This window comes from Streptomyces sp. NRRL F-5755, assembly GCF_001279365.1.
In the GTDB taxonomy this organism is placed as follows: Bacteria; Actinomycetota; Actinomycetes; order Streptomycetales; family Streptomycetaceae; genus Streptomyces; species Streptomyces rimosus.
Genome location: NZ_LGCW01000114.1, coordinates 1 through 26,687, shown reverse-complemented (window position 1 = coordinate 26,687; position 26,687 = coordinate 1). Strand labels below are relative to the sequence as shown.

Genomic DNA, 26,687 nt, shown 5'->3' with positions numbered 1-26,687 from the left:
CCCCGCCATGTCCGACGACCCCACCACTCCCCAGGCCGCGCCCGCCGCCCGCAAGTACGTGGAGAACAAGCCGCCGCGCGGCGTCTACGTACGCGTCTTCATCTACGTCGTGGCCACCCACGCCCTGCTGGCCTTCATGAGCCTCATCTTCATCATCGCCAAGAACCGCTGAGGCTCCGCGCGGCCGGAACGTCCATCCACCCGACGCGAAAATCCATTGTCCTCCGCCGGTACCGGGTGAAACCTGCTGTCGCTCGTCACGCACGCACCACGCAGGTTCCGCGCACCTCGTCGTACCGAGGAGGACCGAAGGATGCACCGTACGCGCACGGCGGCGGCCGCCCTCGCCCTGGCCCTGGCCGTCATCCCGCTCACCGTCCCGCCCGCCGGGGCGGCCGGCTCCGCCGACGCCGGGGAAAGACCGCCCGCCGGACCCGCCATCAGTCCGGCGCCCCAGTCCGTACGCGCCCTCGACGGCCGGGTCACGATCACCCCCACCGTCACGGTCGTCGCCGGGCCCCGGGCCGACGGCCCGGCCCTGGAAGTCGTCGAGCGCTCCTTGCTGCGGGCGGGCGCCGACCGGGTCGTACGGGCCGCTGAGGCAGGCCGGGGCCTGACCGTCTACGTGGACGGCGCGGGCGCCGCGCGGACCCTGGCGGACCTCGGCGCGCGCGGCACCGACGGGCTGCCCGCCGAGGGGTACGCGCTGGCCGTCGGCGGCGGCCGGATCGCCCTGGCCGGCGCGGACGCCACCGGCACGTACTACGCCGCCCAGTCGCTGCGCCAGCTGCTCCCGCACCGCGACCGCCCCGGCGCGCGGGTCCGTGCCACCGCCGTCCGCGACTGGCCCGCCACCCCGCTGCGCGGTGTCATCGAGGGCTTCTACGGCACCCCCTGGTCGCACGCCGCGCGCCTGGACCAGCTCGACTTCTACGGCGCGCACAAGATGAACACGTACGTCTACTCGCCCAAGGACGACCCGTACCTGCGCGAGAAGTGGCGCTCGCCCTATCCGGCGGACCGGCTCGCGCAGCTCAAGGAGCTGGTGGACCGGGCGCGGGCCCGGCACGTGGAGTTCAGCTACGCGCTCTCGCCCGGTCTGTCCGTCTGCTACAGCTCGGACGCCGACCTGAAGGCGCTGACCGGCAAGTTCCAGGCGCTGTGGGACATGGGCGTGCGGACCTTCGCGGTGCCGCTGGACGACATCAGCTACACGGACTGGAACTGCGCCGCGGACAAGCAGCGGTTCGGCAGCGGCGGAGGCGCCGCCGGTGCCGCGCAGGCGCACCTCCTCAACCGGGTCAACCGCGAGTTCATAGCAGGGCACCGGGCGGACGGCGCGCAGCCGCTCCAGATGGTGCCGACCGAGTACTACGACGTGCGGGCGACGCCCTACAAGGCGGCGCTGAAGGCGCAGCTCGATCCGGATGTGCTGGTGGAGTGGACCGGCGTCGGGGTGATCGCGCCGGTCATGACCGTCGCCCAGGCCGACGCGGCCCGGCAGGTCTTCGGGCACCCGATCCTGACCTGGGACAACTATCCGGTCAACGACTACGTCACCAACCGGCTGCTGCTCGGCCCGTTCAGCGGGCGCGAGCGGGGGCTGCCCGCCCGGCTGGCCGGCATCACGGCCAACCCCATGATCCAGCCCGCCGCCTCCAAGATCGCCTTATTCACGGTCGCGGACTACGCCTGGAACGACCGGGCCTACGACGCCCGCGTCTCCTGGACCGCGGCCCTCAAGGAACTGTCCGGCGGCTCCCCGCGCACCGAACGCGCGCTGCGCGCCTTCGCCGACGCCCACTACGGCTCCGCCCTCAACCCGCAGCAGTCGCCCGAACTGGCGGCCGCGATCCGGGACTTCCGGGACACCGGCAGCGCGGCACGCCTGACCGCCGCGCTGCGCACCCTCCAGGACGCGCCGGGAGTGCTGCGCGCCACCCTCCCCGACCGCGGCTTCCTCGACGACAGCGCGCCGTGGCTGGACGCGACCGCCGCGTGGGGCCGCGCCGCCGGCACGGCACTGCGCATGCTCCAGGCGTCCCGCGCGGGCGACGAGGCGACCGCGCGGCGCCTGCGGGACCGGCTCCCGGCCCTGGTGGAGACGGCGAAGTCGTACGTCTATGTCGACATGAACGGCAAGCGCGTCCCGGTCCTCGTCGCGAACGGGGTGGTGGACACTTTCGTGACGGACGCCATCGCCGAACACGACGGGAAGCGCGGCCGGTCCTAGGCCCTGGCGTCACATCCCCGCCTGCCGCCGCTGGGAAGCGCCCCCACTCGCCACGCGGCCCGCCCTCCGGCGAACGACGGAAATGCGACGACAGGACCTAGAATCACCGGTACGCACCCACCCCGGCCGGTCCACCACCAGCCCGCACGCGGGGAGGCACCAGCATGACCCGTGAGAACGACGCGTCCGCCCCGGGCCGGCCGGGGGCGCCCACCGCCGACGGCATCCTGGAGGCCGCGGCGCGGGAGCTGGCGCCCGGTGCCGGGGACAATCCCCTCGTGGCGCGGATCGCCGCGGGTGAGGCGCCGTGCGAAGTGTTCGCCGCGCTCGCCCTCGAACAGCACCAGATCATCGCCGCCGACCGGCGCAGCTTCCGCCATCTGGCGCACCGCGCCGACGGGGATCCGCCGGTGGCGGCGTTCTTCGGGGCGCTGGCCGACGGCGAGTCGCTGGCGCTGGGCGCGTTGCAGGGGCTCGCGGACGCCTGCGGGCTGGACGCGGACGCCGTACGGGATCACGAGCCGCGGGCCGGGTGCCAGGCGTACCCGTCGTACGTGGCCCGGCTGGCGCTGGGCGCGGAGCCCGCGGACGTGGTGATCGCCGTGACCGCCAACTTCGCGGCGTGGGGCGGCTACTGCGCCACCGTCGCGCACGCCCTGCGGACCCGCTACGGCTTTCCCGACGCGGCGTGCGCCTTCTTCGACTTCTTCGCCGAGCCCGCCGCGGAACTCGACGGCCTGGCCCGCGACGCGGTACGGCACGGCCTCGCCACGTCGCGGGTCACGCCCCGCCTCGCGCACCGTTACGGGCGCCTGCTCCAGGCGTACGAGCTGATGTTCTGGGCGGCACTCGCGGAATGACCGACGCCGCGCGACGCGCGCAAAGGGCACCGGGCATGCCGTCCCACGGCACCCGCAAAAACAGGGACCTTTATATTTTTTCCAATTCCCCTTAGCACCCGGCGCTTTCCCTGTCAGAATGACCGCTCATGTCCACCGGTCAGGGGAGAAACGTGAACCACCGCACCGCCATTGCCTTGTCCGCCGCCCTCGTCGCCGCCGCGGGTCTGACCGCGTGCGGCGGCAGCGCCAAGAGCGAGGGCCGGCCCGCCGCGCCGGCCGGGGCCGGCTCCCCGTCGGCGGAGCAGGAGCCGTCCAAGGCGATAGCCGACGCGGAGGCACGGCTGGGAATTCCCCCGAAGCCGGACGCCGCGACACAGGCCCGCTACGTGGCCGCGCTCGACGCGATTTCCCGGGACATCGTGAACGGCAAGCCGGAACGCGCGGTGAGCCGCGGCAGAAGTACCTGCGGTACGATCCACTCCTTCCCGAAGGACCACGCCAAGCAGGTGGAGCAGACCCGGCAGCGTTTCTCGGGCGCCACGCAATTCAACGCCGCGCAGGCGGAGAAGATTCTGCAGGCCGTGCACACCCACCTGTGTCCGAAGAATTGACCGGGGCGGGCCTTTCCCGCCGTACATGTTCCGTGGAACCGTAAGCGGAACCGTCATTCCTCAATGGCCCCGCCCACGGACCGCAGATGGTCGCGGAACGTCAGGGCGGGGTCCTGCCGGCGCGCGGCGAGATAGCCGGAGAAGCCCACCTGCCGGCGCAGCGGGACCCCGGCCCGGATACGGCCGGCCTGGCGGCGTTCGGTGTCGCGGATCGATTCCGCGTGGGAGAAGAGGTCTTCGGCGCCGTCGGCGGGCAGGAAGAGGACGCCGTCGTCGTCGCCCAGGACCAGGTCCGCGCGGCCGACCGTCCACTCCCCCACCGCGGCGCTGTCCAGCGCGCCGTCCGGGCGGGCGTCCAGGCTCAGCGGGCCGGTCGGTGTCGCGCCCAGGCTGAAGACCGGCAGTCCGATCTCCCGCAGCTCGGCCGTGTCGCGGTGCAGGCCCCAGACGACGAGGCCGTCCAGTCCGGCAGCCTGGGCCTCCAGCGCCATGAGGTCGCCGACGCAGCTCTCATCGGTCCGGCCGCCGTTGTCGGCCACCAGCACGTCGCCGGGCGCGGCGCTCTCCAGCGCTTCGAGGAAGACATCAACGCTGCCGACGTGCCGGGCGGGCGCCACGCGTCCGGCCAGCCGGCTGCCCGGCACCAGGGCGCGCAGTGACGGCGGCGCGCAGCGCACCGGCGTCCGGGCACGCAGACACGCGTCCGCCAGGTGGGCCGTGGTCAGCGCGGCGAACCGCCGTCGCAGCTCGTCGTGTTCCATGCCGCACTCCTCCCCGGGCGTCCCGGACGGCCGCCCGGACCTACCTTCCGGTGCTGCCGCCCCGGCGCGCCAGCCCTGTGGCAGGCTCACGCCATGGATCACAGCACCGGCGCCCCGCCCGTTCCGGAGGAGTTGTTCGCCTTCGCCGTCCGTCTCGCCGCGCGTGCGGGGCGGATGTGCGCCGAGGCGTTCCACGGCGAACGGCCGTCATACGAGCGCAAACCGGACGGCACCGAGGTGACCGCGGTGGACCTCGCCGTCGAGGAGTTCGTACGGAAGGAGCTGGCCGCGGCGTTCCCGGCGGACGCGGTGCTCGGGGAGGAGGCCGGGCCGCGGGCCGGGGCGTCCGGGCGGCGCTGGGTGATCGATCCCGTCAACGGCACCCGGCAGTTCAGTGACCGGATGCCCGCCTTCTCCACCGACCTCGCCTTCGAGGACGAGCACGGGCCCGCGATCGGGGTGGTCAACTTCCCGATGAGCCGCCAGCTGGTGGCGGCCGGGCGCGGCCTCGGCTGCTGGCTGCTGCTCGGTACGGACCCGGACCCGCTGGAAGCGCTGCGCTCGGGACGCGGGCGGCTGCATGCCGGCGGGCGTACGGAGCTGACCGGCGCCCGTACGCAGGCGCACAACATCGCGGGATGGCCGGAGTCGCTGCTGACCGCGCTGCACCGGCGGGTGTGGCTGGTGCCGACCGGCGGCGGCGCGCTGGACGTGCTCGCGGGGCGGGCGGACGCCCTGGTGATCGCGGGTCCCGCCCTGGGGTACGAGGACCTCGCCCCGCTGCCCGTGATCGTCGCGGAGGGCGGCGGCCGGATCACCGATCTCACGGGGGCGCCGGTCCTGGAGGGCGACGGCTCGGTGCTGATCACGAACGGGCATCTGCACGACGCGTTCCTGGAAGTCGTGGCGGAGGCCGTACGGGAGGGCAGCACGCGTGCGGTCCTGGTCGACGCCCATCCGGGCTGGGCGGCCGAAGGCGCGGCGCTCACGGCGGAGTTGCGGGCCGCGCTCGCGCCGGAGGCACGCCGGGTCGAGCACATCGGGAGCACGTCCGTGCCCGGCATGGCGGCCAAGCCGGTCTTCGACCTCCAGGTGAGCGTCGCGGACCTGGCGGCGGCGTCGGACGCGTTCGACGCGCCGCTGGCGGCACGGGGCTTCGTCCGCTCGCGGCACGAGACCGATCACGTACCGGCGGGCCGGGACGACGATCAGGGCCGGTGGGTGAAGCGACTGTGGACGCGGCGCGGCGGCCCCGGCCCGGACGTCAACCTCCATGTACGGTGCGCCGGTTCGCCCAACGAGCGGCTGGCGCTGCTCTTCCGCGACTGGTTCCGCGCCCACCCGGAGGCGGTGCCGGCATACGCCCGTTTCAAGCGCGAACTCGCCCACCGTACAGCGGACAGCGGCAGCTACGCGGAGGTCAAGGACCCGGTCGTGGACCTGGTGGCGGAGGTCGCGGAGGAGTGGGCGAAGGAGACGGGGTGGCGCCCCTGAATGGCGCCACGGTGTCTTACGGCTGCCGGTCCAGCAGCTCCCCCGACGGCTCGGCCAGCGTCCCGCCGTCGTTGATCCGCCGGCCGCGCAGCCAGGTGGACCGGACGACGCCGTGCAGCGTACGGCCCGCATACGCGGTGATCTTGTTGCGGTGCTGGAGCCCGGCCGGGTCGACGGTGAACGCCGCCTCCGGGTCGAGCACCGCGAAGTCCGCGTCCCGGCCCGGCTCGATGGCGCCCTTGCCGTGCAGGCCGACGAGCGCGGCCGGGGCGGTGGCCATCCAGCGGGCCACGTCCTGGAGGGTGTGGCCGCGCTCGCGGGCTGCGGTCCAGATGGCGGGCAGGCCGAGCTGGAGGGAGGAGATGCCGCCCCAGGCGTCGCCGAAGTCGGGGGTCTTCAGGTCGGCGGTGGACGGGGAGTGGTCGGAGACGACGCAGTCGATCGTGCCGTCGGCCAGGCCCTGCCAGAGGGCGTCCTGGTTGGCCGCCTCGCGGATGGGCGGGCAGCACTTGAACTCGGTGGCGCCGTCCGGGATCTCCTCGGCGGTCAGGGTGAGGAAGTGCGGGCAGGTCTCGACGGTGATCCGGACGCCCTCGGCCCGGGCGGCGGCGATCAGCGGCAGCGCGTCGGAGGAGGACAGGTGCAGGACGTGCACCCGCGCGCCGAGCCGCCGGGCGAGCGCGATCAGGCCCGCTATGGCGTCGTTCTCGGACGCGCGGGGCCGGGAGGCGAGGAAGTCGGCGTACTTGGGGCCGTGCGGCTGTGGCGCTGCGGCCAGGTGGTCCGGGTCCTCGGCGTGCACGATCAGCAGCCCGCCGAAGCCGGCGATCTCGCCGAGCGCGGCGGCCAGCTGCTCCTGGTCCAGCTGCGGGAACTCGTCCACGCCGGACGGGGACAGGAAGCACTTGAAGCCGAACACCCCGGCGTCGTGCAGCGGGCGCAGGTCCTTGGCGTTGCCGGGCACGGCGCCGCCCCAGAAGCCGACGTCGATGTGCGCCTTGCCGCGCGCGACCTCGCGCTTGGTGCGCAGGTTGGCCTCGGTGGTGGTCGGCGGCAGGCTGTTGAGGGGCATGTCGACGAGGGTGGTGATGCCGCCGGCCGCCGCCGCGCGGGTGGCCGTCCAAAAGCCCTCCCACTCGGTGCGGCCCGGGTCGTTGACGTGGACGTGGGTGTCGACGAGGCCGGGCAGCAGCGCGTCGTCGCCGAAGTCCTCGGCCCGGGCCCCGGCCGGTGCGGGCGCGTCGTGCGGGAGGACCGCCGCGATCTTCCCGTCCCGTACGGTGACGGTCGCCGCGCGCGTCCCCTGAGGAGTGACGACGCGCGTGGAGCGCAGCACCAGATCGATCTCGGACACCCGGTCTCCTCCTCGTGCGCTTCCGATGGGCTTCCGCACCACGGAATTCAACTTTCTGTTGAACGGAGTCTTCACTCGGGACCGCACCCCGTCAAGACCCCTTGGGCGGCGGCGCGGTGGCACCGGATCGCGCCGGTCGGCCGGAGCGCGCGAGCGGCTTCCTGACGGGAATCCGTACCTCAGCCCAACGCTTGGAGGATTCCACAGAATGGATACGGAGTTTCGCCCAGCAGAACGTAGCTCCGCCCAGTGGCCCCACCCGGTGATCGCGGGTAGCGCCCGGGCCGGGCCGGAGTACGGGCGCTGACCGGCGGGAACGAGTGTGCGAGGGGCCGTGTGTCCGCCCGGAGGGACCGGTAGGCTGCTCCGGGTCGGTCCCGGCACCCGTACGACCACAGCCCGCGCCGAGCCCGCCACCACCTGCCCCGAAAGGAACGCGTCGTGCCGCCGTCCAGCGCCAGCACTTCCGCCGCCGCAGCCAGGCCCGCAGCCGCCGGCGGTGGCGTCCAGTCCCTTGAGCGCGCCTTCGACCTGCTGGAGCGGATGGCCGACGCCGGCGGCGAGGTCGGCCTGAGCGAGCTGTCCACCAGCAGCGGCCTGCCGCTGCCGACCATCCACCGGCTGATGCGCACGCTCGTCGCCTGCGGCTATGTCCGCCAGCAGCCGAACCGCCGGTACGCCCTCGGCCCCCGGCTGATCCGGCTCGGCGAGAGCGCCTCGCGCCTGCTCGGCACCTGGGCCCGGCCCTACCTGGCGCGCGCGGTCGAGGAGACCGGCGAGACCGCCAACATGGCGCTGCTCGACGGCGACGAGATCGTGTACGTGGCGCAGGTCCCGTCCCGGCACGCGGTACGGATGTTCACCGAGGTCGGCCGGCGGGTGCTGCCGCACTCGACGGGCGTGGGCAAGGCGCTGCTGGCGGGCCACCCGCCGGAGGAGGTCCGGGCACTGCTCGGCCGTACCGGCATGCCCGCCGCCACCGAGAAGACGATCACCGACCCGGACACCTTCCTGGACGCGCTCGAAGAGGTCCGCCGTACCGGCTACGCGATGGACGACAACGAGCAGGAGATCGGCGTCCGCTGCCTCGCGGTGCCGGTGCCGGACTCCCCCACCGCGGCGGCCATCTCCATCTCCGGCCCGACCGGCCGGGTGACCGAGGCGTCCATCGACAAGATCGTCCCGGTGCTCCAGGAGATCGCCGCCGAGCTCTCGGTGGCCCTGGCCAACCAGAACCCGGCGTAGGCACCGGGCACAGCGCCCGGATTCCGGCCCGCCCCGGCCGCCGTACGGCCGGGGCTCAGTAGCGGCGCGGCAGGTCGCCGTAGAGGCCGATCAGCTCCCGTACGTCCGTCAGGGCCGGCGCCAGCGCGCTGACCGAGCCGACGGCGCCCGTGATCAGCAGCAGCGAACGGCGCAGCCGGGCCACGTCGGGGTTCCCCGCGCTCACCATGGTGTGCAGCGCGGCCAGTTCGTCGTCGGCCGCCGTTCGGTCGGACAACTCCGCCGGGAGGAGGGCCAGTTCCCGGCGCAGCCGGGCCACCGCGCCGCACAGGGCGACGGCCCGCGGATCGTCCCCGGCTCCTTCTGTTCGCCTGTGCTTCTGCCTCTGCTCCACAACGACGGCACCCTCCAAGGCCGTTCACCCCGCTCCGCAATGCGGGCCAGTTAACGCCACCCTGCGCGGTGAGCGCCATACGGAGAGCGAAATCAGGATCACCGAATTCCTACGCGCGCGCGGCGCTGCCGTGCGATAGCGTTTTCGGTCCGTCGCCGCTCCCGCCGCCACACCCGACCCTGCCGCCACCGCTCCGTCCGCACCCGGTCATGGGGTAAGCAGGCCCCATGACACACACCGCAGTCCCCGCCTCGAACCCCTCCCCCGTCCGCCGCCCGGTCGCCGGGCTGCTGCTCGCCGCGGGTGGCGGACGGCGGCTGGGCGGCCGCCCGAAGGCGCTGCTGGATTTCCGCGGCCGGCCGCTGGTCGAGCACGCGGCCCGGGTGCTGCGGGAGGGCGGCTGCGACCGGGTGCTCGTCGTGCTGGGCGCGGCGGCCGGAACCGTACGGGAGCGGGCGGACCTCGCGGCGTACGCGACGGCCGAGAACCCGGACTGGGCGCACGGCATGGGCTCCTCGCTGCGCGTCGGACTGGCCGCCCTGGCGGACTCCGGGGCGGGCGCGGCGCTGGTCTCGCTGGTGGACCAGCCGGGCATCGGCGCGGCGGCGGTGGCGCGGGTGATCGCCGCGTACGAGGGCGGGGCGGATCTGGTGGCCGCGGCGTACGACGGGAAGCGCGGGCATCCGGTGCTGTTCGGGGCCGGGCGGTGGGCGGCGGTGGCGGCCGGGGCGACCGGGGACCGCGGGGCCCGCGCGTACCTGAAGGAGCACGAGGAGGCGCTCACGCTCGTCGAGTGCGCCGATGTGGCCGAGCCGTACGACATCGACACCCCGCGGGATCTGTTCCGGCTGGCGTCGCCGGGCGCGCCGCGGGCAGGCGAAGGGCGGTGACCGCGGTGGCACGGGGGGTCATCCGGGCGCCGCTTGTGTCGACGGAGAGAATCTCGACGTCAACAAACCATTGAAGTTCCGCGATAAGGAAACTACTCTCCACTGGTCAGAAGCGCCCTGAACCTACCGGCGCCCGCGACCGCCGCCCACGGCCCGTGGCACCCCGTGCCGCGCCCGCGCCCCGACGGCCGCCCGGGCACCGCCGCCGAATGGAGTGACAGCTCATGTCCGCACCAGCGCCGTCCCCGCTGGCCATCGTCGACGTCGACCCCGGCAAGGCCCCGGCCCGCCAGGACGAGATCCTCACGGAGGCCGCGCTGGCCTTCGTCGCCGAACTCCACCGCCGGTTCACCCCGCGCCGCGACGAACTGCTCGCCCGCCGCGACGCGCGCCGCGCCGAGATCGCCCGGACCTCCGCCCTGGACTTCCTGCCGGAGACCGCGCACATCCGCGCCGACGACAGCTGGCGGGTGGCCCCCGCGCCCGCCCCGCTCGACGACCGCCGGGTGGAGATCACCGGTCCCACCGACCGCAAGATGACCATCAACGCGCTGAATTCCGGCGCCAAGGTGTGGCTCGCCGACTTCGAGGACGCCTCCGCGCCCACCTGGCAGAACGTCATCGGCGGCCAGGCGAACCTGATCGACGCCTACGAGCGCCGGATCGACTTCACCGACCCGGACAGCGGCAAGTCCTACGCGCTCAAGCCCGCCGAGGAGCTGGCGACGGTCGTCGTGCGCCCGCGCGGCTGGCACCTCGACGAGCGCCACCTCCAGCTCGACGGCGTGCCGGTGCCCGGCGCCCTGGTCGACTTCGGCCTCTACTTCTTCCACAACGCCCAGCGCCTGCTGGACCTCGGCAAGGGCCCGTACTTCTACCTGCCGAAGACCGAATCGCACCTGGAGGCCCGCCTCTGGAACGAGATCTTCGTCTTCGCGCAGGACTACGTGGGCATCGCACAGGGCACCATCCGCGCCACCGTCCTCATCGAAACGATCACCGCCGCGTACGAGATGGAGGAGATCCTCTACGAACTGCGCGACCACGCCTCGGGGCTGAACGCGGGCCGCTGGGACTATCTGTTCTCCATCGTCAAGAACTTCCGCGACGGCGGCGAGAAGTTCGTGCTGCCGGACCGCAACGCGGTCACCATGACGGCGCCCTTCATGCGCGCGTACACCGAACTCCTCGTCCGCACCTGCCACAAGCGCGGCGCGCACGCGATCGGCGGCATGGCGGCGTTCATCCCCAACCGCCGCGACCCGGAGGCCAACGAGATGGCGCTGGCCAAGGTACGCGCCGACAAGGACCGGGAGGCCGGGGACGGCTTCGACGGCTCCTGGGTCGCCCACCCCGACCTGGTCCCGGTCGCCCGCGCCTGCTTCGATGCGGTGCTCGGCGACCGGCCGCACCAGAAGGACCGGCTGCGCGAGGACGTGTCGGTCACGGCCGCCGACCTCATCGCCATCGACTCCCTCGACGCCCGGCCCACCTACCAGGGCCTGGTGGACGCGGTCCGGGTCGGCACCCGCTACATCGAGGCATGGCTGCGCGGCCTCGGCGCGGTCGCCATCTTCGGCCTCATGGAGGACGCGGCCACCGCCGAGATCTCCCGCTCGCAGATCTGGCAGTGGGTGGACGCTGGCGTCGTGTTCGAGAACGGCGAGAAGGCCACGGCGGACCTGGTCCGCAAGATCGCCGACACCGAACTGGCCGCCATCCGTGCCGAGATCGGCGACGAGGCGTTCACCGCCGGCGCCTGGCAGCAGGCCCACGACCTCCTCCTGAAGGTCGCCCTGGACACCGACTACGCGGCATTCCTGACGCTGCCGGCTTACGAGCTGCTGGACTGACGGGCTGCCACACCCCCGGCCGCTACGGGCCTTTCGGCATGTCGTCCGTCGATCGTTGGGGCGCGCCTGACCGGCGTCCTGTCGCGGGCCGGACGTCCGGCCCGAGCGGCGTTCACCCAAGACCGAGGGGCCCGCGCCACGACGACGCACGGGCCCCTCACCCGCTTTCGGTTAGGCTTACCTAACTCAACTCGGGGAGGGTGACCATGACCACCACGCAGCCGATCCGCACGCCCGATCTCCGTCCGACGGAGGCCCCCCGCTTCGACCACCTTCTGCACTGCGTGCCGGATGTCGCCGCAGCTGTACGGGAGTACACGGCGGCCGGGCTGCCCGCGCACACGAATCCGGTGCACGAGGGGTTCCAGAACGGCGCCTGGCGGCTGGACGACCGGTATGTCGAGATCCTGACCGTCGTCGATCGCGAGGTGTACGCGCCGTCCCCGTTCGGGCGGGCGACGGCCGGATGGCAGCCCCGTATCGACGCCCTGACAGCCGCGGGCGGCGGTCCGCTGAACTTCGCGGTGCACGTCACGGACACCGGGGCCACCACCGAGCGCCTGCGCCGCGCCGGGCACGACGTGGACCTGCACGACTTCTCCTTCCAGGAAGGGCGGGTGACCTTCCAGGAAGCGATGCCGAGGGGCGACGGCATGCCGCCCTGGGCGCCGTTCTTCATCACCTGCCGGATCGATCCCGCGCTCCGCCGGGAGCACGAAGCCTCCGGCCGGATCAACCGCGGCGCCTTCGACCTCGCGGGCTTCCTCGTCGAGACGCCCGATCCGCGCGGCGCCGCCGCCTGGCTCGGCGCGCTCATCGGTGTTCCGGTGGATACGGGCGGCACCGTCGTACCGCTCGACGGCGGGGCCGTGCACTTCACCGCCGGGCCGGCCGACCGCATCACCACCCTGCTGCTGGCGGGCGACCGGCCGCCCCGTACCGAAATCGCCGGGCTGCGGGTACGCGGGGTGGACGACGCGTAGACCGCCCGGCGGACCGGCTCACGTCATCACCGCCCCCAGCCCGACGAAGCCGCAGATCAGGACGGCGAGGAGGGCCAGCAGGGGCCAGACGAAGCGCAGGTACCGGTCGTAGCCGACCTTGGCCAGCGAGACGCCGCCCATGATGACGGCGGTGGTGGGCACCCACAGGTTCATCCAGCCGCTGGCCGCCTGCCAGGCCGTGACGACCACCGCGCGCGAGACGTGCGCGAAGTCGGCCAGCGGCGCCAGGATGGGCATGGCGAGCGTGGCGTGGCCGGACGTGGACGGGATGAGGAAGGCCAGCGGCAGGTTGACGACGTAGACCATGATGCCGAACAGGGCCGACGGGACGCCCGAGACGGTGCTCTCGACCGCATGCAGAACCGTGTCGGTGATCTGCGCGTTGTTCATGATCGTGGTCACGCCCCGCGCCAGCACGATCACCAGCGCCGGGGAGACGAACTCGGCGACGCCCTGGACGAAGGTCGCGCTGAGCCGCTGTTCGCCCATCCGCGCCAGCAGGCCGACGAGGACCGAGGCCGCGAGGAACAGGGCGGCCAGCTGCGGGAAGGACCAGCCCAGTTCGAAGGCGTAGGGCGCGGCGTCGGCGTCCCCGGTGAGCACCCCGGACCAGGGGATCACCGAGAAGATCATGAAGGCGAAGACCAGGGCCACGGTGACCAGCACGGTCCGGTCCAGCCGGGTCAGCGGCGGCGGCTCCGTCGCGTCCTCGGCGGCCTTCGCACGGTCCCGGTCGCCGGGCCGGAAGCCGACGAGCGAGCGGTCCGGGTCGGCCCGTACGCGGCGCGCGTAGCGGATCACGTAGCCGATGGTGACGCCGGTGAGCACCAGCCACATCGCCACCCGCAGCACGATGCCGTCGCCCAGCGAGATGTCGGCGGCCGAGGAGGCGACGCCGGTGGCGAAGGGGTTGACGGTGGAGCACAGGACGCCGATGCCGGCGCCGAGGATGATGGTCGCGGTGGCCACCATCCGGTCGTAGCCGAGCGCGAGCATCAGGGGCACGACCAGTCCGTAGAAGCCGAGCGTCTCCTCGGCGAAGCCCTCGACCGTGCCGAGCAGCGAGAAGACGGCCATCACTCCGGCGATCAGCAGCGCGCCGCGGTGCCGGAGGCGGTGGGCGAGCCGGCCGATGCCGCGGTCCAGCGCGCCGGTGGCGAAGACGACCGTGATGAACGCGCCGATGGCCAGGACGAAGAGGAACACGCCCGCGCTGCCGTACAGTTCGCCCGCCATCGTCGGGCCGACCTGTCCGGTCTTCGCGTCCTGCACGCCGTACAGGCCGTTGACCGGCGAGAGGAAGAGGTCGCCGAGCCGGTCGGTGAGGGACTGGCCGGAGGACGTGCGGTGGTAGGTGCCCTGGAGCGGGGTGCCGGACGCGTTACGGTCGTAGCTGCCGGACGGGATGACGAAGGCCAGTGCCCAGACGGCGAGGGTGACGACGACCAGGACGGTCAGGGCGCTGGGGAAGGTGAACCGGCGCCGGGTGCCCGCCGGGTCGCCGTCGGCGGGCGCGGTTCCTTCGGCAGGTGCGTCCGCGTCGGGCGGCGGGGGCTCGACGGGGCGCGGGTCGTCGTCGGGCGGCGGCTCGTTGTCCGGCTTCCGGGCGGATGGCTGCTGGGCGTTCGGGTCCACCGCGGAACCCCTCTCCGTGGCGCCGGGCGCTCACTTGACTGATGTTCAGGTGCCATCGCAGCATATCGGCCCAAACACCAGCATCCTGGTACAGACCGCCCCTCAGGACGGCGGGCCGCCCAGCGTCACCGCCGCCCGCATCGCGGCGTTCCGCAAGCCCGTCAGCCGTCGGACATGCGCCATCCGGTTCATCAGCCGCGCCGTACGCACCAGCCGCCGGGTCACGGCCCGCCGCTCCGCGTCGTACGTCCGCAGAGCCGCCGCCACCTCGGACGACGCGCGCAGGGCCCGCGCCAACACCACCGCGTCCACGAGCGCTTCACAGGCACCGCGCCCGAGGTCGGGGGTCATGGCGTGGGCCGCGTCGCCGAGGAGCGCGGTCCGGCCCCTGACGTACGAGGGCAGCGGCGGGTCGAGGTAGTAGAGGTCCCGGCGCAGCACCTCGGGCTCGGTCAGCTGCTCCAGTACGTGGCACACTCCGGCGTGCCAGTGGCCGAACCGGGCGCGCAGGGCGGCGACTTCGCGGCCCGGCTCGCGCTGTCCTTCGGGAGCGACGGCGCAGGCGAACCAGTTGGTGCGCCCGCCCGTGGTGGGCGTGATGCCGAACCGCAGCCCTTCGCCCCAGGTCTCGGTGACGGCGCCGGTGTCGCCGTCCACCGTGCCGCGCCAGGACGACGCGCCGGCGTACCGGGCGCGGTGGCGGGGGCCGAACAGGGTGCGGCGCGCGGCGCTGTTGAGGCCGTCGGCGGCGATCACCACGTCGTACGCGTCCTCCAGCGGCCGGATGTCGTCGACCGGCCGCCCGAAGGCGACCGCGCCGCCGTTCGCCTCGTACAGGACGGTGAGCAGTTCGGGGCGGGAGATCAGGCGGACGGTGTCGCCGGTACGCCGCTGGAGGGCGGCGACGTCGAGGGCCGCGATCCGGCTGCCGTCGGGGCGCAGGAAGGCACCGGAGGTCTGCGGCCGGCTCAGGTCCCGTACGCGTGCGCCGACGCCGAGCGCGTCCAGGGCGGCGAGGGCGGCGGGCCACAGGCCGAGGGCGGTGCCGGTCGCGGGAAGGGTGCGGGCGCGTTCGAAGACATCGACGGACCAGCCGCCGGAGCGCAGGTGGAGGGCGGTGACGAGCCCGCCGATGCCGCCGCCGACGACGGCCGCCGTGCGTGGTGTCAGCTCCATGCCCGCACGCTACTATGTTCATAGTAGATCGGCACTACAAATTTAGTATCGAGAGGTGCGCAGGGTGGCACGACGGCGGGACGAGGTCCTGGACGCGGCGATCGAGGTGCTGGGCGCCGCGGGGTCGCGGCGGCTGACGTACCAGGCGGTGGACGCCGCCGCGGGCGTGCCGTCCGGCACCACGTCCAACTACTTCCGCAACCGCGCCGCGCTGATCGACGGCATCGTGGCCCATCTGGAAGCGCTGGAGCGGCGCGACTGGGAGGAGTTCGCGCGGCAGGCCGCGCCCGCCGGCGTACCGGAGCTGGCAGCCGCCGTGACCCGGTTCGTCCGGCACGCGACCGGCCCCGGGCGCGCCAGGACCGCCGCCCGCTACGCCCTCTTCCTGGAAGCCTCGTCCCGCCCCGAGCTGCGCCCGCCCCTCGTCCGGGGGCGCGAGGCAGTCGTCGGGTGGGGCACGGAGTGGCTGCGGCGCTTCGGCTCGCCGGCGCCCCGGCGGCACTGCGAAATCCTCCTCGATTACCTGGACGGCATCACCTTCCACCAACTTGCCTTTCCTGCGGAAGATTTCGACCCCGGTCCGGGCATCGCGGAACTGCTCGACGCACTGCTCGGAGCCGCGGAGCCGCCCGCCGCACCGTGACGCCGCCGCGCCACGCCACGGCCGCATGCGATGGTTCCGGCCACCGGCCTGTGGTGGAGTGACGCCGGTGACGACACCAGACACCGAGCGAGAACGGGCCGCCGGCTACCGCGCGGCGTACGACGCACAACTGCGGGACCGCGGATTCGCGCCAGGCACACCGGGCACCGAGCGGGTCGGGCCCGTGCTGCGCAGAACCCTCCCCCGCCAGGGCGGGCTGATCCTCTACCGCGACCTCGGCGGGCTCGACGGGGAGGCGCTGGACGCCTTTATCGCCGCCCAGCGCGAGTATTTCGCGGCCCGCGGACTGCCGGTCGAGTGGAAGTACCACGGTCATGACCTGCCCGCCGACCTGCCGGACCGGCTGGCCGCCGCCGGGTTCACGCCGGGCGAGCGGGAGACGGTCGTCATCGGCGAGGCGGCGGACGTCGCCGGGCCGCCCGGGGGCCCGCCGCTTCCCGAGGGCGTACGGCTGCGGGATGTCACCGACCGGGCGGACTTCGACCGCATCGGGGAACTGGCCGGGACCGTCTGGGCCGACGACCGCAGCTGGCTGGCGCCGGCCCTGGAAGAGATGGCGGCGGGCCGGGACGGCGACGCCTGCGTGGTGACGGTGGCGGAGTCGCTGGCGGGCGAGGTGGTCTCGGCGGCGTGGGCGCGCTTCCACCAGGGCACCGACTTCGCCTCCCTGTGGGGCGGCTCGACGCTGCCCAACTGGCGCGGCAAGGGCGTCTACCGCGCCCTGGTCGCACACCGGGCGGCGCTCGCCCTGGCGCGCGGGTTCCGCTACGTACAGGTCGACGCCCTGGAGACCAGCCGCCCCATCCTCGACCGGCTGGGCCTGGTCAGCGCCGCCACGACCGTGCCGTACGTGTGGCAGCCGGAGAGTGATGGTGCGGTCAACCGCGCCTGATGCGCCAGGGATTGGCGTGATCTGGCGGGTTACGGTCCTCCACGGAGTCTGATAGGAAAGGTTCCTAACGATTGGGGTCCCTCACCGCACCCCGGCCAATCGGCCCGCTCCCCTGGAGGACAACCATGCGTGCCCGATCCATAGCCAAGGCGATCCGCAAGCCCGCCACCGGCCTGACCCTCGGCCTGGTCCTGTTCGCCGTACCGGCGACCGCCGTCGCCGGTACCGCGGTCGCCGCCACCGGCCGGACGCCGGTCGCGGCCCCCGCCGCCAAGGCCGCGGCCGGACTGGACGACCCGGCGAAGAAGGAGATCGCCATGCAGCTGGTCTCCAGCGCCGAGAACTCCTCGCTGGACTGGAAGAAGCAGTACGCCTACATCGAGGACATCAAGGACGGCCGCGGCTACACCGCCGGCATCATCGGCTTCTGTTCCGGTACGGGCGACATGCTCGACCTCGTCGAGCTGTACACCAAGCGCAAGCCCGGCAACGTCCTGGCGAAGTACCTGCCCGCGCTGCGCAAGGTCAACGGCAGCGACTCGCACGCGGGTCTGGGCTCCGCCTTCGAGAAGGACTGGAAGAAGGCCGCCCAGGACAAGGACTTCCAGAAGGCGCAGAACGACGAGCGGGACCGGGTGTACTTCAATCCGGCGGTCAAGCAGGGCAAGGCCGACAAGATCGGTGTGCTGGGCCAGTTCGCGTACTACGACGCGCTCGTCATGCACGGCGACGGCAGCGACAAGACCAGCTTCTCCAACATCCGCAAGCGCGCCATGGCCAAGGCCAAGACCCCCGCCCAGGGCGGCGACGAGAAGGCGTACCTCGACGCCTTCCTGGACGCGCGGGTGTGGGCGATGAAGCAGGAGGAGGCGCACAGCGACACCAGCCGCGTGGACACCGCGCAGCGCGTCTTCCTCAAGAAGGGCAACCTGAACCTGAACCCGCCGCTGGACTGGAAGGTGTACGGGGACTCCTACCACATCGGCTGAGCCGTACGACGGCCCGTACCGTGCCGGGAGTCCGGCGCGGTACGGGCCGTCGGCGTGTCCGGGCCCGGACGCGGCTCAGTGCACCCCGGCCGCCCGCGCGTCCGGCGCCCCGCGCTCCGGCTGCTGCGGGATCACCTCCAGCGGCGGCTCGGCGCGCCGCTTGCCGAAGTGGTTGAAGGTGAGGTTGAGCACGATGGCGACGATGCAGCCGGTGCTGATGCCGGAGTCCAGGACGACCAGCATGTCCTTGGGGAAGTCGTGGTAGAACCGCGGCGCCGCGATGGGGATCAGGCCGATGCCCACCGACGCCGCGACGATCAGTGCGTTCTCGCCCTTGTCCATCGCGGCGGCGGCCAGGGTCTGGATGCCGCTGGCGGCGACCGACCCGAACAGCACGATGCCGGCGCCGCCCAGGACCGGCAGCGGGACCAGCGAGATCACCGAGGCGGCGACCGGGCACAGGCCCAGCACGATCAGGATCAGGCCGCCGGTGGCGACGACATAGCGGCTGCGTACCTTGGTCATCGCGACCAGGCCGATGTTCTGCGCGAAGGCGCTGTTGGCGAAGCCGTTGAAGAGCGGGCTGATCGCGGTGCCGAGGGTGTCGGCGCGCAGGCCGCCCTCGATGGTGCGCTCGTCGGCCGGCCGGTCCACGATCTTGCCGAGGGCCAGCATGTCGGCGGTGGACTCGGTCATGCAGACGAGCATCACGATGCACATAGACAGCACGGCGGCGACATCGAACTGCGGAGCACCGAAGTGGAACGGCGCCGGGAAGCCGACCGGGGCCGCTTCCGTGATCGCCCCGAAGTCGGTGATGCCCACGGGTATCGCGATCAGCGTGCCGGCGACCAGGCCGAGCAGGATCGAGATCTGCTGGAGGAAGCCGCGCAGCACCCGGCGCAGGACGAGCACGATGACGAAGGTGAGCGCCGCCATGCCGATGTTGACCGGCGAACCGTAGTCGTGCGCGGTGGCGTCGCCGCCCTGGGACCAGTTGAAGGCGACGGGCAGCAGCGACACGCCGATCAGGGTGATGACGGTGCCGGTGACCACCGGCGGGAAGAACCGCACCAGTTTGGAGAAGTAGGGCGCGAGCAGGAAGCCGAGCACCCCGGCGACGATCACCGCGCCGAAGATGACGGGCAGCGCGTCGCCGGGGCTCTGGGCCTTGCCGATGGCGACCATCGGGGTGACCCCGGCGAACGAGACGCCGTTGACGAACGGCAGCCTGGCGCCGATCTTCCAGAAGCCGAGGGTCTGCAGCAGGGTGGCGATTCCGGCGGTGAAGAGACTGGCGCCCATCAGGAAGGCGGTCTCGGTGGGGCCGAGCCCGCAGGCCGGGCCGACGATCATCGGCGGGGCCACCACGCCCGCGTACATCGCGGCCACGTGCTGCAGGCCACTGGTGAACATCTTCAAGGGCGGCAGGGTTGCGTCGACCGGGTGCTTGCGGTCGCCCTGCGCCGCCCGCCCTGGGGTTGCGGCCACTGCGGGCCTCCTTCGATTTCTGCGCCGCGAGGGGGCGGCGGCGCGAGGCTGTCACGGAGGTCGTGCGTCGGGTGCGGTGGAGCAGCGGTCCGCGCTCGTGGCGCGTGAAAGGAGCGTGACGGGCCGTCACATAAGGGGGTGATGAGGTGCGGCAGGACCGGGCCGGGGGCACGGAGCGACCTCCGTGCCCCCGGGTTCCGGCGCTTGTGGACCCCGCTCGGATCCACAAGCTCCCGGCCGGGGCCGTCCCCCCGGCCGAGTTCTCGGGGTGCCGCCGGGCAGGGATCAGCCCTCGGCAGCGATCCGGGCCAGGCGCTGGGCCTCGGCCCGGGCGGTACGGGCGATGGCCTCCTCGTCGACGTGGGTCAGCCGGCCGTCCTCGACCACCGGGTCGCCGTTGACCAGGGAGAGGGTGACCGGGGCCGCGGCGCCGAACACCAGGGCCGTGACCGGGTCGGCGATGGTGGAGTGGGCGAGGCCGTCCAGCTTCCACAGCACCAGGTCGGCCAGCTTCCCGGCCTCCAGGGAGCCGATCTCCGCGGTCCGGCCGAGCACCTGGGCGCCGCCGTAGGTGCCCAGGCGCAGCGCCTTGCGGGCGTCGAGGGCGGCTTCCCGGTGCGCGCCGAGCCGGTTGATCAGCAGCGCGTTGCGCAGTTCGGTGTGCAGTTCGCCGCTCTCGTTGGAGGCGGTGCCGTCCACGCCGAGGCCGACCGGTACGCCCGCGGCGAGCATGTCGGGTACCCGGGCGATGCCGGCGGCGAGCCGCGCGTTGGAGGACGGGCAGTGCGCGACGCCGGTCCGCGTCCGGGCGAAGGCGTCGATGTCGGAGTCGTTCATGTGGACGCAGTGCGCCATCCACACGTCCTCGCCGAGCCAGCCGGTGGACTCGAAGTAGTCGGTCGGGCCCATGCCGAACAGCTCGTGGCAGAACTTCTCCTCCTCGACCGTCTCCGAGCCGTGGGTGTGCATCCGCACGCCCTTGCGACGGGCCAACTCGGCTCCTTGACGCAGGAGTTCGGTGGATATGGAGAACGGGGAGCAGGGGGCCACGGCGATGTGCACCATCGAGCCGAAGGAGGCGTCGTGGTGGGTGTCGATGGCCTCCTCGGTGGCTTTCAGCGCACCCTCGGTGGTCTCTACGGCGAAGTCCGGCGGCAGCCCGCCGTCCTTGACGCTGCGGTCCATCGAGCCGCGGGCCAGGGTGATCCGGGCGCCGATCTCGCGGGCCGCGGCCAGCTCGGCGCCGACCAGGTCGCCGGCCCCCTGCGGGAAGACGTAGTGGTGGTCGGAGGCGGTGGTGACGCCGCCCTTGACCATCATGGCCAGCGAGCCCTGGGTGGCCGCGGCGAGCATCGGCGCGTCGATGCGGGCCCAGGTCGGGTACAGGGCCACCAGCCAGTTGAAGAGGTTGTGGTCGGTGGCCAGCCCGCGGGTGATCCACTGGTAGAAGTGGTGATGGGTGTTGACCAGGCCGGGGGTGACGAGGTGGCCTGTGCCGTCGATACGGCGGACGACGTTCTCCAGGCCCTCGGGGGCCTTGCCCGCGCCCACCGATTCGATGCGGTTGCCGGCGACGACGAGGTGGCCCGAGGCGTACTCGGTGCCGTCGGCGTCGACGGTCGCGATGGCGCAGTTCTCGATGACGATGCGCCGCGTCGCCCTGCTGTCAGAGGCTGCCGGTGCTGCCATGGTGCTTCCTCTTGCTTTCCTCTGGGGTTCGGGCACGGCAGGGCCCTACGGGATTTGAGTGCCGGAGCCGGGCGAGGCGGCTGACAGTACCGCTGCCCCCTTGGTGCTCCGGGTGCCGAGATGGTGGAAGAACAGGTTGAGCAGGACCGCGACGAGCGCCCCGGCGCTGATGCCGGAGCCGAGCACGGTCTGTGCCCAGGCCGGGAAGTCCTCGTAGAACCGCGGGGCGGCGAGCGGGATGATGCCCGCGCCCAGCGACACGGCCACGAGGATGATGTTGGAGCTGTCGTCGAGGCCGGCCTCGGAGAGCGTACGGATGCCGCTGACCGCGATCGAGCCGAACAGGACGATGCCGGCGCCGCCGAGGACGGGCATCGGCACGAGGTTGACCACCGCGCCGAGGACCGGGAAGGCGCCGAGGACCAGGAGGGTGGCGCCCGCGACGGCGACGACGTACCGGCTGCGTACCCGGGTCAGCGAGACGACCCCGACGTTCTGCGCGAAGGCGCTGGTCGGGAAGCCGCCGAAGACCGGCCCGAGGAGGGTGGCGATGCCGTCGGTGCGCAATCCGCGGGTGATGGTCCGACCGGTCGTACGCCGTTCGCAGATCTCACCGAGGGCGAGCATGCCGGCGGCGGACTCGGTCATCAGGACCAGCATGACGATGCACAGGGACAACACGGCGGCGGGCTGGAACTCCGGCGCGCCGAAGGCGAAGGGCGTGGGCAGCGCGACGACGGGCGCCTCCCGCAGCGCGTCGAAGCTCGCCATGCCGAACGGGACCGCGGCGAGGGTGCCCGCGACCAGCCCCAACAGGAGCGCGATCTGCTTGACGAAGCCCCGGGTGAAGCGCTGGATCAGCAGGATCACCACGAGGGTGAAGGCGGCCAGCGCCAGGTGCTTCATGGAGCCGAAGTCGGCGGCCTCCTTGTCGCCGCCCTGCGCCCAGCCGACCGGTACCGGCATCAGGGTGACGCCGATGAGGGTGATGACGACGCCGGTGACCAGCGGCGGGAAGTAGCGCAGCAGTCTGCCGAAGAACGGGCCGACGGTCAGGCAGAAGGCGCCGGCGACCATCACCGCCCCGTATATCGCGGGGAGTTGGTGGCCCTTGGCGGTGGTCTCGGCGATGGCGAGCATCGGGGTGATGCCGGCCGAGGAGGCGGCGTTGACGAACGGCAACCGGTTGCCGGCGAACCGTCCGGCGCCGAGGGTCTGCAGCAGGGTCGCGAGACCGGCGATCAGCAGACTGGCGGCGATCAGCCGGGTGCGGCCCGCGGTGTCCAGGCCGGTGGCCTGGCCGATGATGAGCGGAGGGGTGACGACGCCGGCGTACATGGCGGCGATGTGCTGGAGCGCGGCGGGGACGAGCCGCTTGGGTGCCGGCTTCTCGTCCACCGGATGGACCGGCGGGACGGGGTGTTGCTCAGCGTGCGGTGGGTGTGCGGCCATGGGGCGTTTCCCCTCAGGATTCGCGGGGCCCCTCCCCGCTGCGGGACGGGGAGGGGCGGCGCGGCACGGCGCTGCGTCGGGAGCCGTCAGAGGTTGGTCAGATCCGTCGGGATCTCGGCTTCGACACCGTCGCGCAGGACAGTGGCTTCTATCAGGCCGTACGGGCGGTCCGCCGCGTAGTAGACGGCTCCCTCGGCGGTATCGTTCTTCAGACCGAACGGCTCCAGATCCACCAGGAAATGGTGCTTGTTCGGCAGCGAGAACCGCACCTCGTCGATCTCCGCGCGGTTGTTGATGATCCGCGATCCCATCTGGTAGAGGGTCTGCTGGAGCGAAAGGCTGTAGGTTTCCGCGAAGGCGTGCATCAGATGCTTCTTGACCTGGGCGTAGGAGCGTTCCCAGTTGGGCATCCGATCGTCGTCGTCGGTCCAGTTGAACCGCCAGCGGCCGGAGACCTCAGTGGCCAGGATGCGGTCGTACGCCTCCTTCAGCGTCGTGTACTTGTCCTTGATGTAGCCCCAGAACTCGGAATTCGTCGAATTCATCACGACGAGGTCCTTCAGGCCGGAGATGACCTGCCACTTCTCGCCGTCGTAGGTGATCTGGGTCAGCCGGGTCTCCTGGCCCTTGCGGACGAAGGAGTGCTTGACCTCGTCGGCGCCGATGAACTGCGCGGCCGCCTCGGAGGTCTCGATGCGCTCCCAGGCGTATTCCTCGATACGGATGCGGGCCCGCTTGATCGGCTCCTGGCTGGTGACGAAATGCCGGGCCAGGTGGATGCCGAACTGCTCGGCCGACTCGATGCCGTGTTCCTTGGCGAAGGCGTACACGGTGTTCTTGGTCGTGTCGGTGGGCAGGCAGTGGGCGTTGGAGCCGGAGAGGTGGACGTCTTCGAGATCGCCGGAGAGCGCTACCGAAACGTTCAGGTCCTTGATGTGGTGGGTGTCGCCGTCCCGGGTGATTTTGACGACGCGGTTTTCCGCTTTGCCATACTGGTTCTGGCCGAGAATCGTGGGCATCGGTGCTAGCTCCCTCGGTATACGGAGTAGCCGAACGGGTTGAGCAGCAGCGGTACGTGATAGTGCTCGCCCGGCGTGACGGCGAAGGTGATCGCCACCTCCGGGAAGAAAGCTCCGCTGTCCCTTGCGCGGGGGGCGTCCTGCTGTTCCTCGGCTTGCTGGTCGGCCGTTTCGGCCTTGCTGGCGAGGTACGCCTCGGTCGCGAAGTCCAGGCGTACGTGGGTGGTGCCCGCCGGCAGGGCCGGCAGGTCCTTGCAGCGCCCGTCCGCGTCGGTCCGGGAGGCGCCGTGCGCCTTCCAGTCCGCGTCGTCTCCGGACCGTACCGAGAGCGTCAGGGCGATGCCCTGCGCGGGGCGGCCCACGCTGGTGTCCAGGATGTGCGTGGACACCGACGTGTCGTGCGCGGCCGTCTCGCTGCTCATGGTGTCGCTCCTTCTGCGGCGTCTGCCGGGTCCGCCGCGTCCTCGACGAGGCGGCCCAGCCGGATGCGGTTGATCTTGCCCAGTTCGGTACGCACGATCTCGCGTTCTTGTTCCGGCGTGTTGTCCACGCGGTTACGGGCGGCGTCCCGCAGCTGCTCACCGGTCAGTCCGGTGGCGCAGATGAGGAAGACGTGCCCGAACTTCTCCTGATACGCCAGGTTCAGTTCGAGCATCTCCGCCTTGAGGTCCGCGCCGGCGTCGGACATCCCGCGCTGTTCGCGCGAGGAGGTCGCGTCGCCCGGCGTGGGCCGGCCGATGGGCGGGTGCCCGGCCATCGCCTCGGCCAGGTCCGCCGCGGTCAGCTCGGCCATGGCGGCGTCGCTGGCGGCGTACAGGGCTTCGGTGTCGGCGTACGGGCGGTGGGCGAGGAGGTGACCGACCCACGCTTCGCTGGTGCACGCCTCGTGCAGTGCGGCTCGTGCCGCACGGTCGGAAGCGGCGTTGAACCGGGCGAGGCCCGGCGTCGGATTCGAAGACACGGGTAGCCTCCGTGGCCTGGTGCGGTGCGGGCTCTGCTTGGCTGGAAACAGCTAAGACCTCCGGCAACATCACGTCAACACTTTGTTGAAAACTCGGCAACAAGAAAGCCGCCGTCCGGTTCGCCCGGACGGCGGCATGCGCGGGTTCGTCCAACCGGCCCCACTTACGGGTCAGTCGGCACCCTTCGTGGCGTTGTCCCTGTTCAGGTAGTTGTAAACGGTGAAGCGGCTGACGCCGAGCGCACTGGCCACCGTCTCGACCCCGTGCCGCACGGAGAAGGCGCCGCGCGCCTCCAGGATGCGCACCACCGACTGCTTGGTCCGGCGGTCCAGGTCCGACAGCGGCATGCCGTGCCGGCGCTGGAGCTCGGCGAGGAGGTGATCCAGCGAGTCGGACAGATGCGGCAGCCGTACGGCCACCCGGTCCCGCCCTTCCCAGGCCAGGACGACATCGTCACCCTGCGCATGCTCCGGCGCAACCATCTCCGCGCCCATGGCGTCCACCAGCGGCTTGACCGCCTGGACGAACGGGTGATCGGCGGGCTCGGTCACGTCGCGTCCCCCTCGCCCGGCGCGATCACGTTGACCTGGAGGGAGACCCGGGTGGCACCGGCCTCCAGGGATTTGCGCAGCAGCGCGTCCACCGCCGACAGCACCTTCTCGCCCTCCCCTTCGGCGGTGTTGCCGAAGGGGCCGACGTCGACGGCGTCCAGCCCGGCACCGGTGATGATCTCGCGCCCCACGACCGCGTGGGCGGGCGCTTCGTCCAGATCGAACGGTTCCGTCGTGAATTCCACTCGCAATCGCACCATGCCACCAAAGTATCGCCGCCGGGCCGTGCGGTTCCCCGGGCCCGGGGAACCGCACCACGAGCGCCCGTCCGGCCACCGGTCCAGCTCTTGACAGGTCGCGAGATCCGCAGGCAGTGTTCCAACCAGCAGAAACACAGTTCCACAATACGGAAGGGCGCTCATCCCTCATGGGCTTCTCCGAGGCGCGTTTCGATGTCAATCTGTCGATCCTGTTCACCGAGCTGCCGTTGCTGGAACGCCCGGCGGCGGCCGCCGCGTGCCCGGCCCCGACCGCGGCGCCCTGTCCCTGCCCGGCCCCGAATCCGAGCGCTTCCGGGCGAATGTGGAGGTGGCCGCGGATTTCGCGCAGTCGCTGGGCTGCACCGCGCTCAACGCCCTGTACGGCAACCGCGTCCAGGGCGTGGACCCGGCCGCCCAGGACGCGTTGGCGCTGGAGAACCTGACGCTGGCCGCGCGGGCCGCGCACCGGGTGGGCGCCACCTTGCTGATCGAGGCGCTGAATGCGCTGGAGTCGCCCGACTGTCCGATCGTCTCGGCGCCCAAGGCGATCGAGGTGGTGGACGCGGTCAACGCGGCCACCGGCCTGAACAACGCCCGGTTCCTGATGGACCTGTACCACCTGGCCAGGAACGGCGAGGACCTGGAGGAGGTCATCGACCGGTACACCGGCAAGACCGGCCACGTCCAGATCGCCGACAGCCCCGGCCGCGGCGCCCCCGGCACCGGCACCCTGCCCCTCGAAGACCTCCTCGGCCGGCTGCACACCAACGGCTACCGCGGCTGGGTCGGCCTGGAGTACAAGCCCGGCGACACCCCCAGCGCCGGTGCGTTCGCCTGGCTGCCCCGCCCGCTGCGCGCCGCCGCCCACTGACCCCCGTTTCGCGAAAGGCACCCCGTACATGAGCACTCTTCCGAAGATCGCGTGGATCGGGCTGGGCATCATGGGCGCGCCCATGGCCGAGAACCTGCTCAAGGCCGGCTACCCGGTCACCGGCCACACCCTGGAGGCCGACAAGCTCAAGCGGCTGGCCGCCGCCGGCGGCACCCCCGCCGCCTCCATCGCCGAAGCCGTACGCGAGGCGGACGTCATCATCACCATGGTGCCCGCCTCCCCCCAGGTCGAAGCCATCGCCTACGGGCCCGACGGGATCCTGGACAACGCCCGGCGCGGGGCGCTGCTGATCGACATGTCCTCGATCACCCCGCAGACCTCCGTCGACCTGGCCGCCGCCGCGGCCGGCAAGGGG

General features: G+C 72.3%; 26 protein-coding genes and 1 pseudogene. 14 read left to right on the top strand and 13 right to left on the bottom strand.

Features of this window, described 5'->3' with window-relative positions; all coding sequences use genetic code 11:
- Positions 1-7 precede the first annotated feature (7 nt).
- The 4 genes from ADK86_RS43785 (at position 8) to ADK86_RS13210 (ending at position 3,686) form a co-directional block, all read left to right on the top strand.
- Positions 8-172, top strand: a complete 165-nt coding sequence (locus tag ADK86_RS43785) for a DUF6126 family protein (protein ID WP_165417061.1) — start codon at positions 8-10, stop codon at positions 170-172.
- A gap of 141 nt (positions 173-313) precedes the next feature.
- Positions 314-2,233: a beta-N-acetylglucosaminidase domain-containing protein gene (locus ADK86_RS13220; RefSeq protein WP_053696767.1), complete on the top strand. Its 1,920-nt coding sequence runs from the start codon at positions 314-316 to the stop codon at positions 2,231-2,233.
- Between the two features lie 164 nt (positions 2,234-2,397).
- Positions 2,398-3,093, top strand: coding sequence for a transcriptional regulator (locus tag ADK86_RS13215; protein WP_053696766.1), 696 nt, complete (start codon positions 2,398-2,400; stop codon positions 3,091-3,093).
- 152 nt (positions 3,094-3,245) lie between these two features.
- Positions 3,246-3,686 (top strand): hypothetical protein, encoded by a 441-nt coding sequence (locus ADK86_RS13210; RefSeq protein ID WP_053696765.1) that lies wholly within the window; start codon positions 3,246-3,248, stop codon positions 3,684-3,686.
- A gap of 53 nt (positions 3,687-3,739) precedes the next feature.
- Here ADK86_RS13210 and ADK86_RS13205 read toward each other — a convergent pair whose 3' ends face one another.
- Positions 3,740-4,447: an RraA family protein gene (locus ADK86_RS13205; protein WP_053696764.1), complete on the bottom strand. Its 708-nt coding sequence runs from the start codon at positions 4,445-4,447 to the stop codon at positions 3,740-3,742.
- A 93-nt stretch (positions 4,448-4,540) separates the two neighbouring features.
- Between ADK86_RS13205 and ADK86_RS44450 the strand changes: the two genes are divergently transcribed.
- Positions 4,541-5,941 carry an inositol monophosphatase family protein gene (locus tag ADK86_RS44450; protein ID WP_234345836.1) on the top strand — a complete coding sequence of 467 codons (1,401 nt, stop codon included), beginning with the start codon at positions 4,541-4,543 and terminating at the stop codon, positions 5,939-5,941.
- Between the two features lie 16 nt (positions 5,942-5,957).
- Here the strand turns inward: ADK86_RS44450 and allB are convergent, their stop codons facing one another.
- Complete coding sequence (allB, locus tag ADK86_RS13190; protein WP_053696763.1) at positions 5,958-7,295, bottom strand: allantoinase AllB; 1,338 nt, start codon at positions 7,293-7,295, stop codon at positions 5,958-5,960.
- Between the two features lie 441 nt (positions 7,296-7,736).
- Between allB and ADK86_RS13185 the strand changes: the two genes are divergently transcribed.
- Positions 7,737-8,540: an IclR family transcriptional regulator gene (locus tag ADK86_RS13185; RefSeq protein WP_003983125.1), complete on the top strand. Its 804-nt coding sequence runs from the start codon at positions 7,737-7,739 to the stop codon at positions 8,538-8,540.
- A 55-nt stretch (positions 8,541-8,595) separates the two neighbouring features.
- Here the strand turns inward: ADK86_RS13185 and ADK86_RS13180 are convergent, their stop codons facing one another.
- A complete protein-coding gene (locus tag ADK86_RS13180) occupies positions 8,596-8,913 on the bottom strand; it encodes a DUF5955 family protein (protein WP_053696762.1) in 318 nt (105 codons plus the stop codon).
- A gap of 227 nt (positions 8,914-9,140) precedes the next feature.
- Between ADK86_RS13180 and ADK86_RS13175 the strand changes: the two genes are divergently transcribed.
- The 3 genes from ADK86_RS13175 to ADK86_RS13165 all read left to right on the top strand — a co-directional run bounded on the left by ADK86_RS13175 (position 9,141) and on the right by ADK86_RS13165 (position 12,639).
- A complete protein-coding gene (locus tag ADK86_RS13175) occupies positions 9,141-9,803 on the top strand; it encodes a nucleotidyltransferase family protein (RefSeq protein ID WP_053696761.1) in 663 nt (220 codons plus the stop codon).
- Positions 9,804-10,027: 224 nt separating this feature from the next.
- On the top strand, positions 10,028-11,656 hold the full coding sequence (gene aceB, locus ADK86_RS13170; protein WP_053696760.1) for a malate synthase A: 1,629 nt from the start codon (positions 10,028-10,030) through the stop codon (positions 11,654-11,656).
- Positions 11,657-11,862: 206 nt separating this feature from the next.
- A complete protein-coding gene (locus ADK86_RS13165) occupies positions 11,863-12,639 on the top strand; it encodes a VOC family protein (protein WP_053696759.1) in 777 nt (258 codons plus the stop codon).
- Between the two features lie 18 nt (positions 12,640-12,657).
- On the opposite strand, the gene ADK86_RS13160 is transcribed toward ADK86_RS13165, so the two are convergent.
- Together ADK86_RS13160 and ADK86_RS13155 are read right to left on the bottom strand one after the other, a co-directional pair.
- Positions 12,658-14,295 (bottom strand): YfcC family protein, encoded by a 1,638-nt coding sequence (locus ADK86_RS13160; protein WP_053696758.1) that lies wholly within the window; start codon positions 14,293-14,295, stop codon positions 12,658-12,660.
- A 102-nt stretch (positions 14,296-14,397) separates the two neighbouring features.
- Positions 14,398-15,471, bottom strand: a complete 1,074-nt coding sequence (locus ADK86_RS13155; RefSeq protein WP_053696757.1) for an FAD-dependent monooxygenase — start codon at positions 15,469-15,471, stop codon at positions 14,398-14,400.
- Between the two features lie 64 nt (positions 15,472-15,535).
- On the opposite strand from ADK86_RS13155, the gene ADK86_RS13150 reads away from it, so the two are divergent.
- The 3 genes from ADK86_RS13150 (at position 15,536) to ADK86_RS13140 (ending at position 18,016) form a co-directional block, all read left to right on the top strand.
- Positions 15,536-16,114, top strand: coding sequence for a TetR/AcrR family transcriptional regulator (locus ADK86_RS13150; protein ID WP_053696756.1), 579 nt, complete (start codon positions 15,536-15,538; stop codon positions 16,112-16,114).
- A 67-nt stretch (positions 16,115-16,181) separates the two neighbouring features.
- Complete coding sequence (locus ADK86_RS13145) at positions 16,182-17,027, top strand: GNAT family N-acetyltransferase (RefSeq protein WP_053696755.1); 846 nt, start codon at positions 16,182-16,184, stop codon at positions 17,025-17,027.
- Positions 17,028-17,152: 125 nt separating this feature from the next.
- Positions 17,153-18,016 (top strand): chitosanase, encoded by an 864-nt coding sequence (locus ADK86_RS13140; protein WP_053696754.1) that lies wholly within the window; start codon positions 17,153-17,155, stop codon positions 18,014-18,016.
- Positions 18,017-18,091: 75 nt separating this feature from the next.
- Here ADK86_RS13140 and ADK86_RS13135 read toward each other — a convergent pair whose 3' ends face one another.
- The 8 genes from ADK86_RS13135 to ADK86_RS13100 all read right to left on the bottom strand — a co-directional run bounded on the left by ADK86_RS13135 (position 18,092) and on the right by ADK86_RS13100 (position 25,437).
- Positions 18,092-19,507, bottom strand: a complete 1,416-nt coding sequence (locus ADK86_RS13135) for a nucleobase:cation symporter-2 family protein (RefSeq protein WP_053696753.1) — start codon at positions 19,505-19,507, stop codon at positions 18,092-18,094.
- Positions 19,508-19,792: 285 nt separating this feature from the next.
- Entirely contained in the window at positions 19,793-21,196 is a 1,404-nt protein-coding gene (locus ADK86_RS13130) for an 8-oxoguanine deaminase (RefSeq protein ID WP_053696752.1), read from the bottom strand.
- Positions 21,197-21,241: 45 nt separating this feature from the next.
- A complete protein-coding gene (locus tag ADK86_RS13125) occupies positions 21,242-22,648 on the bottom strand; it encodes a nucleobase:cation symporter-2 family protein (RefSeq protein ID WP_053696751.1) in 1,407 nt (468 codons plus the stop codon).
- A gap of 86 nt (positions 22,649-22,734) precedes the next feature.
- Positions 22,735-23,667, bottom strand: a complete 933-nt coding sequence (gene pucL, locus ADK86_RS13120) for a factor-independent urate hydroxylase (RefSeq protein ID WP_053696750.1) — start codon at positions 23,665-23,667, stop codon at positions 22,735-22,737.
- Positions 23,668-23,672: 5 nt separating this feature from the next.
- The gene (gene uraH / locus ADK86_RS13115) at positions 23,673-24,089 is read right to left on the bottom strand and encodes a hydroxyisourate hydrolase (protein WP_030630173.1); all 417 of its coding nucleotides are present in this window, start codon (positions 24,087-24,089) and stop codon (positions 23,673-23,675) included.
- A complete protein-coding gene (gene uraD / locus ADK86_RS13110) occupies positions 24,086-24,628 on the bottom strand; it encodes a 2-oxo-4-hydroxy-4-carboxy-5-ureidoimidazoline decarboxylase (RefSeq protein WP_053696749.1) in 543 nt (180 codons plus the stop codon). Before uraD ends, uraH begins: the two co-directional genes overlap by 4 nt.
- 171 nt (positions 24,629-24,799) lie before the next feature.
- Positions 24,800-25,180, bottom strand: a complete 381-nt coding sequence (locus ADK86_RS13105; protein ID WP_053696748.1) for a helix-turn-helix domain-containing protein — start codon at positions 25,178-25,180, stop codon at positions 24,800-24,802.
- Positions 25,177-25,437, bottom strand: coding sequence for a hypothetical protein (locus ADK86_RS13100; protein ID WP_078620544.1), 261 nt, complete (start codon positions 25,435-25,437; stop codon positions 25,177-25,179). Before ADK86_RS13100 ends, ADK86_RS13105 begins: the two co-directional genes overlap by 4 nt.
- A 170-nt stretch (positions 25,438-25,607) precedes the next feature.
- Between ADK86_RS13100 and ADK86_RS13095 the strand changes: the two are divergent.
- Both ADK86_RS13095 and ADK86_RS13090 read left to right on the top strand, forming a co-directional pair.
- Positions 25,608-26,311 (top strand): annotated as a pseudogene (locus ADK86_RS13095) (TIM barrel protein).
- A 28-nt stretch (positions 26,312-26,339) separates the two neighbouring features.
- Positions 26,340-26,687, top strand: a 348-nt coding sequence (locus ADK86_RS13090) for an NAD(P)-dependent oxidoreductase (RefSeq protein ID WP_159393850.1), incomplete at its 3' end; no start/stop codon positions are given.